The sequence below is a fragment of the Planktothrix serta PCC 8927 genome (assembly GCF_900010725.2).
Taxonomy (GTDB): domain Bacteria; phylum Cyanobacteriota; class Cyanobacteriia; order Cyanobacteriales; family Microcoleaceae; genus Planktothrix; species Planktothrix serta.
On record NZ_LR734835.1, the window covers coordinates 80,542 to 88,103 of the forward strand.

The 7,562-nt window shown below is 40.9% G+C and carries 8 protein-coding genes; 5 read left to right on the forward strand and 3 right to left on the reverse strand.

Going from position 1 to position 7,562, the window contains the following annotated elements:
- Nucleotides 1-80: 80 nt before the first annotated feature.
- Nucleotides 81-1,475: an ankyrin repeat domain-containing protein gene (locus tag PL8927_RS04245; protein ID WP_083617952.1), complete on the forward strand. Its 1,395-nt coding sequence runs from the start codon at nucleotides 81-83 to the stop codon at nucleotides 1,473-1,475.
- A 72-nt stretch (nucleotides 1,476-1,547) separates the two neighbouring features.
- On the opposite strand, the gene PL8927_RS04250 is transcribed toward PL8927_RS04245, so the two are convergent.
- The 3 genes from PL8927_RS04250 to PL8927_RS04260 all read right to left on the reverse strand — a co-directional run bounded on the left by PL8927_RS04250 (nucleotide 1,548) and on the right by PL8927_RS04260 (nucleotide 4,352).
- On the reverse strand, nucleotides 1,548-1,766 hold the full coding sequence (locus PL8927_RS04250) for a hypothetical protein (protein ID WP_083617954.1): 219 nt from the start codon (nucleotides 1,764-1,766) through the stop codon (nucleotides 1,548-1,550).
- A gap of 413 nt (nucleotides 1,767-2,179) precedes the next feature.
- Nucleotides 2,180-2,941, reverse strand: a complete 762-nt coding sequence (locus PL8927_RS04255) for an amino acid ABC transporter ATP-binding protein (protein ID WP_083617956.1) — start codon at nucleotides 2,939-2,941, stop codon at nucleotides 2,180-2,182.
- Complete coding sequence (locus PL8927_RS04260) at nucleotides 2,907-4,352, reverse strand: ABC transporter substrate-binding protein/permease (RefSeq protein ID WP_083617971.1); 1,446 nt, start codon at nucleotides 4,350-4,352, stop codon at nucleotides 2,907-2,909. Before PL8927_RS04260 ends, PL8927_RS04255 begins: the two co-directional genes overlap by 35 nt.
- Before the next feature lie 512 nt (nucleotides 4,353-4,864).
- On the opposite strand from PL8927_RS04260, the gene cysC reads away from it, so the two are divergent.
- The 4 genes from cysC to PL8927_RS04280 all read left to right on the forward strand — a co-directional run bounded on the left by cysC (nucleotide 4,865) and on the right by PL8927_RS04280 (nucleotide 7,427).
- Entirely contained in the window at nucleotides 4,865-5,404 is a 540-nt protein-coding gene (gene cysC, locus PL8927_RS04265) for an adenylyl-sulfate kinase (RefSeq protein ID WP_083617958.1), read from the forward strand.
- Nucleotides 5,405-5,449: 45 nt separating this feature from the next.
- Entirely contained in the window at nucleotides 5,450-6,244 is a 795-nt protein-coding gene (locus tag PL8927_RS04270; RefSeq protein WP_156093092.1) for a DsbA family protein, read from the forward strand.
- A gap of 147 nt (nucleotides 6,245-6,391) precedes the next feature.
- Entirely contained in the window at nucleotides 6,392-7,051 is a 660-nt protein-coding gene (locus PL8927_RS04275) for a lysophospholipid acyltransferase family protein (RefSeq protein ID WP_231505906.1), read from the forward strand.
- Nucleotides 7,052-7,121: 70 nt separating this feature from the next.
- Entirely contained in the window at nucleotides 7,122-7,427 is a 306-nt protein-coding gene (locus tag PL8927_RS04280) for a DUF2288 domain-containing protein (protein ID WP_083617963.1), read from the forward strand.
- The last annotated feature ends 135 nt before the right edge of the window (nucleotides 7,428-7,562 follow it).

Consider the following 7,562-nt stretch of genomic DNA (forward strand, 5'->3'; position numbering starts at 1 on the left):
CGAAGATTCTGGTTAATTGTTTGAACGCAATTCCTAGACCCTGACACCGGAAACCTGACACCTGACACCTGACAACCAATATGGGAGCAACCCAACAAAACAGCCAACTGATTCAAGCCGTTAAAACGGGGAATATGATCAATACTCGCGCCTTACTGCATAAGGGTGTGAATCCTAATGTTAAGGATAAACAGGGGATTAGTGCCCTGATGTTGGCGGCGACGAAAGGATATACGGAAATTGTTCGCGTCTTGCTCGACAGAGGGGCAGATGTTAACTATGCCAGTAAACGCTATGGGATGACTGCTTTAATGTTCGCAGCGGCTCATCATCAGTTAGATGTTGCTCGTTTGTTAATTCAACGGGGGGCGGATATTAATGCCAAAAATGAGGATGGGAGTACCGCGTTGATGGCGGCGACACTTCAGGGCGATACGGAGATGGTTGATCTATTTTTGGAAGCGGGTGTCGATATCAATATTGAAGATCAAGATCGAGATACGGCTTTAAAATTAGCGTTATCTAAGGGGCATTTGTCTATTGTTCAGGCGTTACTTAATCGGGGGAATTCTGAACACCATAAAGTCGGTTTATTGCTCTTGCAAGCGATAGAACAACAAGCCATACAAGGGGTACAAATGTTATTATCTGCCGGGGTAGATGTTAATGTTTGTAACCGAGACGGAGAAACCCCTTTAATGTTAGCGGTGGATGGAGGAAATATTGAGTTAGTTCGGATATTATTAGGGGCGGGTGCTGATATTAATCGCAGTAATAATGATGGGGGAACAGCGTTAATGGCGGTTGCAGCAGTAGGTGATTTAGCGATCGCTGAATTATTATTAGAAGCAGGAGCAGAAATTCAAGCTTGTGATCAAGATGGCGAAACGGCGTTAAATTTAGCGGTGGTTGAAGGTCATTTTGAGATGGTGGAATTATTACTCCAGTGGGGAGCAAAAGTTGATGTGACAAACCGTTTGGGAGATACTCCTCTGCGAGTCGCAACCCTACAAGGTTATCGTTCTATTTTGAAGGTTTTAGTTCAACAGGTTACTCTTGAAAATTTACCTCATCTTTTAAATACAAAAGTATTTGGAGAAACGGTATTAACGGTTGCTATTCAAAGCGGAAATTTAGAACTGATTGAAATTTTATTAGACGCTGGAGCCGATATTAATTATTGTGCCGATCAGGGAAAAACGGCTTTAATGAAAGCAGCAATTCGAGGGGATATTAGTATTGTTAAGGTACTGTTAGGTCGGGGAGCAGATGTTAATTTAAAAGATGATTCTGGTTCAACAGCGTTAATGTGGGCGGCTTCACGCGGTTATGAAGAAACCGTTAAATTATTAATTCAATCAGGGGCTAATATTAATGATAAAAATCACGGTGGTTATACCGCTTTAATGTTAGCTGAATTTCAGGGTTATCAGCCAGTTAGGAAACAGTTGAAAAAGGCAAATGCTCAAGAGTAATGGGGGGTTAGGGGCGGGTTATTGAGATTTCTGATGATTAATACTCAGGGTCAAAGAACCCGCCCTGACGCTCTAATACGCTAAAGTTTCTAAGGTTTCTCGTAAGTACAAACTCACTAATTGATCTAAATTCGTTGTCGGTTCAATCAAGTTTAAATGGCGTTCTAATTCCCAGCGTTGGAAACCGGAACTCGATGCGATCGCTACTTTCAAACTTTGCCAGATTTGAGAATCTTTACCCCACTTATTTGAAGCGGAAGCGGCGTTATCCTCAAGGGTTGAATTTGCCATTGTTCTGTACCTCTTTAACAACAGTATCGACTTGATTGAGATCAAAATTCTGTCACCCGTGATACAGATTATCATTTAAACTAAGATTACTCAGTTCCATGAGGAATCAGAATTCACCGAAGACAGAAATTAATGTAACATTCGTTAATATTACACAAGTTTTGCCGATTTGGGTCAACAAATGTTGATATAGCAGGGAACAGGGAACAGGGAACAGGGAACAGGGAGGAAAAAACTTCACCGTCTAGCTTTGCTGCGTCACTCCTTGTCCTAATAGCTCTGGCGACTGCTATATTGTTTAGAATTAGCTTTTTAGGATAGCCACAGACCCCCTCAAAATTGAGATTAAGCGGATAAACATTTAAACCCTGATCTGTCTCCTATTATTTTTAACAGGCAAGATGCCTGTTCCACTATAGCATTTTTTCTAAGAATTGTTTTGCTCGTTCACATTGAGGATTTTTGAAGAATTGTTCCGGGGGAGAATCTTCAGCAAGTAAGCCACTATCGAGGAATAAAATTCGGTTAGAAACCTCTCTAGCAAATCCCATTTCATGGGTAACAATTGCCATTGTAATTCCCGTTTCTGCTAACCCTTTCATCACATCTAAAACCTCTTTTACCATTTCAGGATCGAGGGCGGATGTGGGTTCATCCATTAATAAAATATCGGGCTCCATTGCCATTGTCCGAGCGATCGCAACTCGTTGTTTTTGTCCTCCTGAAAGTCGAGAAGGATAAATATCAGCTTTATCAGCCATTCCGACTTTTTGTAATAACTCCATCCCCAAAGCTTTCGCTACAGGTTCAGACATTTTCTTAACTTTCATCGGCGCATAAGTGACATTTTTTAATACGGTTAAATGGGGAAATAAATTAAAGTGTTGAAATACCATTCCCACCCGTTGACGAACTTTTAAAATCTCGGTTTTGGGATCGGTAATTTCTATGCCATCAATAAAAATATGCCCGGATGTCGGTGTTTCCAGAAGATTTAAACAGCGTAAAAATGTTGATTTTCCACATCCAGAAGGCCCAATAACTGAAACGACTTGCCCTTTTTCAACCTCTGTTGAAATCCCTCGCAATACTTTTAAATCCCCAAAGGATTTATACAAGCGATCAACTTTAACGGCTGTATTAACTGTTACTTTTGAGTTGACGTTCAAGTCCATTTGCCCCCCAGGTTAAGGTAATAATCATCAAATAATAAATCACCGCCACGAAAATTAAAGGTTCAAAGTAAATATACTTTTCAGCCCCAACAATTTGAGCGCGGCGTAACATATCTTCAACGCCAATAACTGAAACTAAGGTTGAATCTTTCAACAGGTTAATACTTTCATTTACTAAGGCGGGAAGAATGTTTCTTAAGGCTTGGGGTAAAATAATATCTAACATCATCAGTTGATATTGAACTCCCAAGGCTTCACAGGCTTCTTTTTGCCCTTTATCAACGGCTTGAATTCCCGCCCGAATGGTTTCGGAAATATAGGCCCCAGAATTTAGTGAAAATGTTAATATCCCCGCTTGAAAGGCGGTAATATCATATCCGGTAAGTTGAGGGGTGGCAAAGTAAATTAAGGTTAATTGTACCAGCAGGGGTGTGCCTCGAAAAATAGAGGTATAGGCTTGGGAAAAAATATTCAGGGGTTTCAGGGTTGAAATCTTAAATAGGGCGAGAATAGTACCCCAAAGAAACCCAAAAAAAGCGGAGACTAAACTAAATTGTAAGGTAATAAAAATCCCTGCTAAAATATAAGGAATATTGGGGGAAATTTTATTAAAATCGAGTTTTAATCCCGTCCCATGAGGAATTTCAGGGGTTTCAGCAACTACCGCCGATCGATCAAACCATTGTTTCGCCAGTTGCTCTATTTTACCACTGGCTTTCATCTCTTGAATGACTTGGTTAAAGGGTTGAACTAAGGGCGATCCTTTGGGAAAAGCGATGGCTGATCCGGCGGCTTCTGTATTCGGAACTTCGTGATAAACTAACCCTGGATTTGCTGCAATATAGCCTCTAACAATTGTATTTTCTAAAACTCCTGCATCTAGTCGTTTTGATTTTAACTCTTGAATAATATCACTGGTTTTATTCAAGGGAACAACCCTTACTCCTTGCCAATTTTTAACGGCTTCCTGTTGAATAGAGCCCAGTTGTACCCCGACTTTTTTCCCTTGTAATTGTTCGGGATTTTGGTAATTTTTGTCTTGAAGGCTAACAATTGTATTTTTAGCTTCAAAATAGATATCGGAAAATTCTACATTTTTTTTGCGATCGGGAGTCGGGGTCATTCCTGCCATGACAAAATCTGCCCGTTTAGCGGTTAAAGCGGGAATTAACCCGTTAAAATCCATGCCAATTACGGTTAGATTATAGCCTAATTTTTGGGTAATATATTCGGCAATATCGACATCAAAACCAACAATTTTTTCCCCACTGGTTGCGGTGTCTTTAAATTCATAGGGAGGATAATCTGGGGAAGTTGCCATCACCAACGTTTTTGTTGTCTTTGACGGTGTTTCTTGGGCTGAGGTGGGAGGATTATTCCCGATAATTATTCCCCAGGTCAAAAAAGTCATCAGAAACAAAAATAGCAAAAATTTAAAGGGTTTGGTTGCAATCATCCTTGCTGTTAGTGGGTTGACAAGAGATTAGAATAAAGGATTTAGGATCACAAATTACACAATTGTAATTTCCCGAAATTGATGAAATCATGGGGACTGAGCCAGAAACTCGGTTTTTTGAGATTCTTTGCAGTGATCCTAATGTTCTGTCATTTCACTACATCAGTGCCGAAAATTCTGTAAAATTTGATAGTTTTTTCAACTCTGATACCCTTGATCAGAAACAACAGACAAGCTAAATACAAACTATACCAATCCGTGTAGGATTTGTGATCAAAACCTGTAGGGGTTGGGTCTCCCAACCCAGGCTTCAAGAGGGTTGGGAGACCCAACCCCTACGATAAAATATTACAGCCCCTACAGGGATTGCTATATTGTTTAAAAGTATTGAGTTGACTGATGGTGCAATCCCCATTTATGATAATAAATTAGAGATCTAAACAAATACAATAGGAGAAAACTCGTTAATGCAGCATCGAGGTGTGACGGTATGGTTTACAGGTTTGAGTGGTGCTGGAAAAACCACTATTAGCGGAGCGATCGCTGAGATCCTCCAACAGAAGCAATGTAAACTAGAGATTTTAGACGGAGATATTGTTCGGGAAAATCTCACTAAAGGTTTAGGTTTCAGTAAAGCGGATCGAGATGAAAATATCCGTCGCATTGGATTTGTTGCTCATCTATTAACCCGAAATGGTGTGATTGTTCTGGTGTCAGCCATCTCTCCCTATCGAGAAATTCGTCAAGAAGTCCGGGGTAAAATTGGCGATTTTGTAGAAGTTTATGTGAATGCTCCCTTAACGGTTTGTGAAGACCGAGATGTTAAAGGGTTATATAAAAAAGCCAGAGCCGGGGAAATTAAAGGCTTTACAGGAATTGATGATCCTTACGAAGCCCCAACAAACCCAGAAATTGAATGTAATACCGATCAAGAAGATTTATCTGAAAGTATTGCTAAAGTTATGCAAAAATTAGCCGAGTTAGGCTATATCTCAAATGATGATTGACGGTTGAATGTTAGGATAAAAAGGAATTTATTTAATGCACGGGTTATGAACATTTCCTGGATAAAACAACAAGTTTATCGCTGGTCAAGGTTATGGATAGGTATCGTCTTGATTGTTACGCTCACCTTGACGAGTTGTTCACAACCCGCCCCTTCTGATCAAAACGTTAAAATCAGTCCTGAACTGGAAAAACAGATCCTTCAGGTGATTCGAGCCCATCCAGAAGCAATTTTAGAGTCTGTTCAAGCCTATCAACAACAACAGGATAGCCAGCTGCAACAGGCGCGAGAAACGTTTCTGGGGCAGATGAAAGCGAATCCTCAATCGATTATTGGGGGCTCTCCCGCCACAGGTGCATCGGCTCAAAATATCGTTCTGGTGGAGTTTTCGGACTTTCAATGTCCCTTCTGCGCTCGCGCTCACCAAACCATTGAGCAGTTCATGAAGACTCATCAAGATCAGGTGACTCTGGTTTACAAGCATTTTCCCTTAACTCAGATTCATCCTCAAGCCTTAAATGCGGCTAAAGCATCCTGGGCGGCTCAACAACAAGGAAAATTCTGGGAATACCAAAATGCCTTGTTTACTCAACAAAATCAATTAGGAGAAGAATTGTATATTGCGATCGCTCAACAGTTAAACCTGGATCTGGATAAATTTAACCGCGATCGCCAAGGCAAAGAAGCCCAAGCTGCTATTCAAAAAGATATCCAATTAGCGGAAAGTTTGGGTATTTCTGGAACGCCTTTCTTTATAATGAATGGTGAAACTTTCTCTGGTGCAGTGGAATTATCTAAAGTTGAAGAAGTTTTAGCCCAGGTTAAAGCATCCAAAGGCTAAAAAAAAATCAACCTTTTTAACCAGAACTATAGCAACCGTCAAGGCGGCTAGGACAAAGATTAATACTGAAATCCAGACTGTGAAGCCTTTTCTTCCCTGTTCCCTGTTCCCTGTTCCCTGTTCCCTGCTATATATCAAACCTAGCGCGTGAATCAAGAATTTGCATCTGTTGTCAGAAGTCGTGAACCCCTTTCCAGTTTGATTCTGTATCACTTGTTTAAGTGGTCTGTAGTCAGTCCGATGCTGCATTTGTATTTTCAAGGGCGGATTTATGATGCAAATCGGGTGCCCCTAGCTGGGCCGTTAATAGTTGTTAGTAATCATGCGAGTGATTTTGATCCGCCCTTACTTTCAAGTTGTATGGGGCGTCCCCTTTCTTATATGGCAAAAGAGGAATTATTTGAAATTCCCGTTTTGAAACAGGCAATTTCACTGTATGGAGCTTATCCGGTTAAACGGGGTTCACCCGATCGCAGCGCCATTCGGGCCGCGTTACAACAGTTAGAAAATGGTTGGGCAACAGGAGTCTTTTTACAGGGAACTCGCACCCTTGATGGTCGCATTACAGAGCCTAAATTAGGGGCGGCGTTAATAGCAGCTAAGGCGAAAGTTCCTTTATTACCTGTCTGTTTATGGGGAACTCACGCCATTGTTAATAAAGGTTCCTATCTGCCTCGACCTGTTCCTGTAACTGTCCGAGTTGGTCATTTAATCGATCCTCCTAATTCTACAAATCGGGAAGAATTGTTAGCATTAACTCAGAAGTGCACCGATGAAATTAATGCACTACATGATCTCGGACGTTAATCAGTTATCAGTTATCAGTTATCAGTTATCAGTTATCAGTTATCAGTAATTCGTAGTTCATCAATTTTTTATGGAAACTGAATCTTTAAAAGCACAATTGACCGAAAACCTGGATGAAGCGGAATGGGGTTGGTTAATTCCTCATATTGAACGAGAAGTTGTGATTATTGTAGAACAACAATTGGATTTATTAGAAGTCGGAGAAGCGATAGCTGAAGATAACGCAGTTTCGGTACAACATTGGATTAGTGAACAACTGATTCATAAACCCTTGCCCGAAGAAATTTCTCAATGGAATGATCAGCCTGAAAAACGATTTAAAGCATTAATTGTACAACCTTTTGTTTTAGTTCAAGAGTTGAGGGTTGACGGTTGAGGGCGGGGTTAGCCAAGGAGTGTCAACTTAAGCCGAAAACCCGTGATTAAAGCCGAGATCTGATCCCCCTAAATCCCCCTTAAAAAGGGGGACTTGGATCTCCTGTTCCCCCCTTGTTAAGGGGGGTTAGGGGGG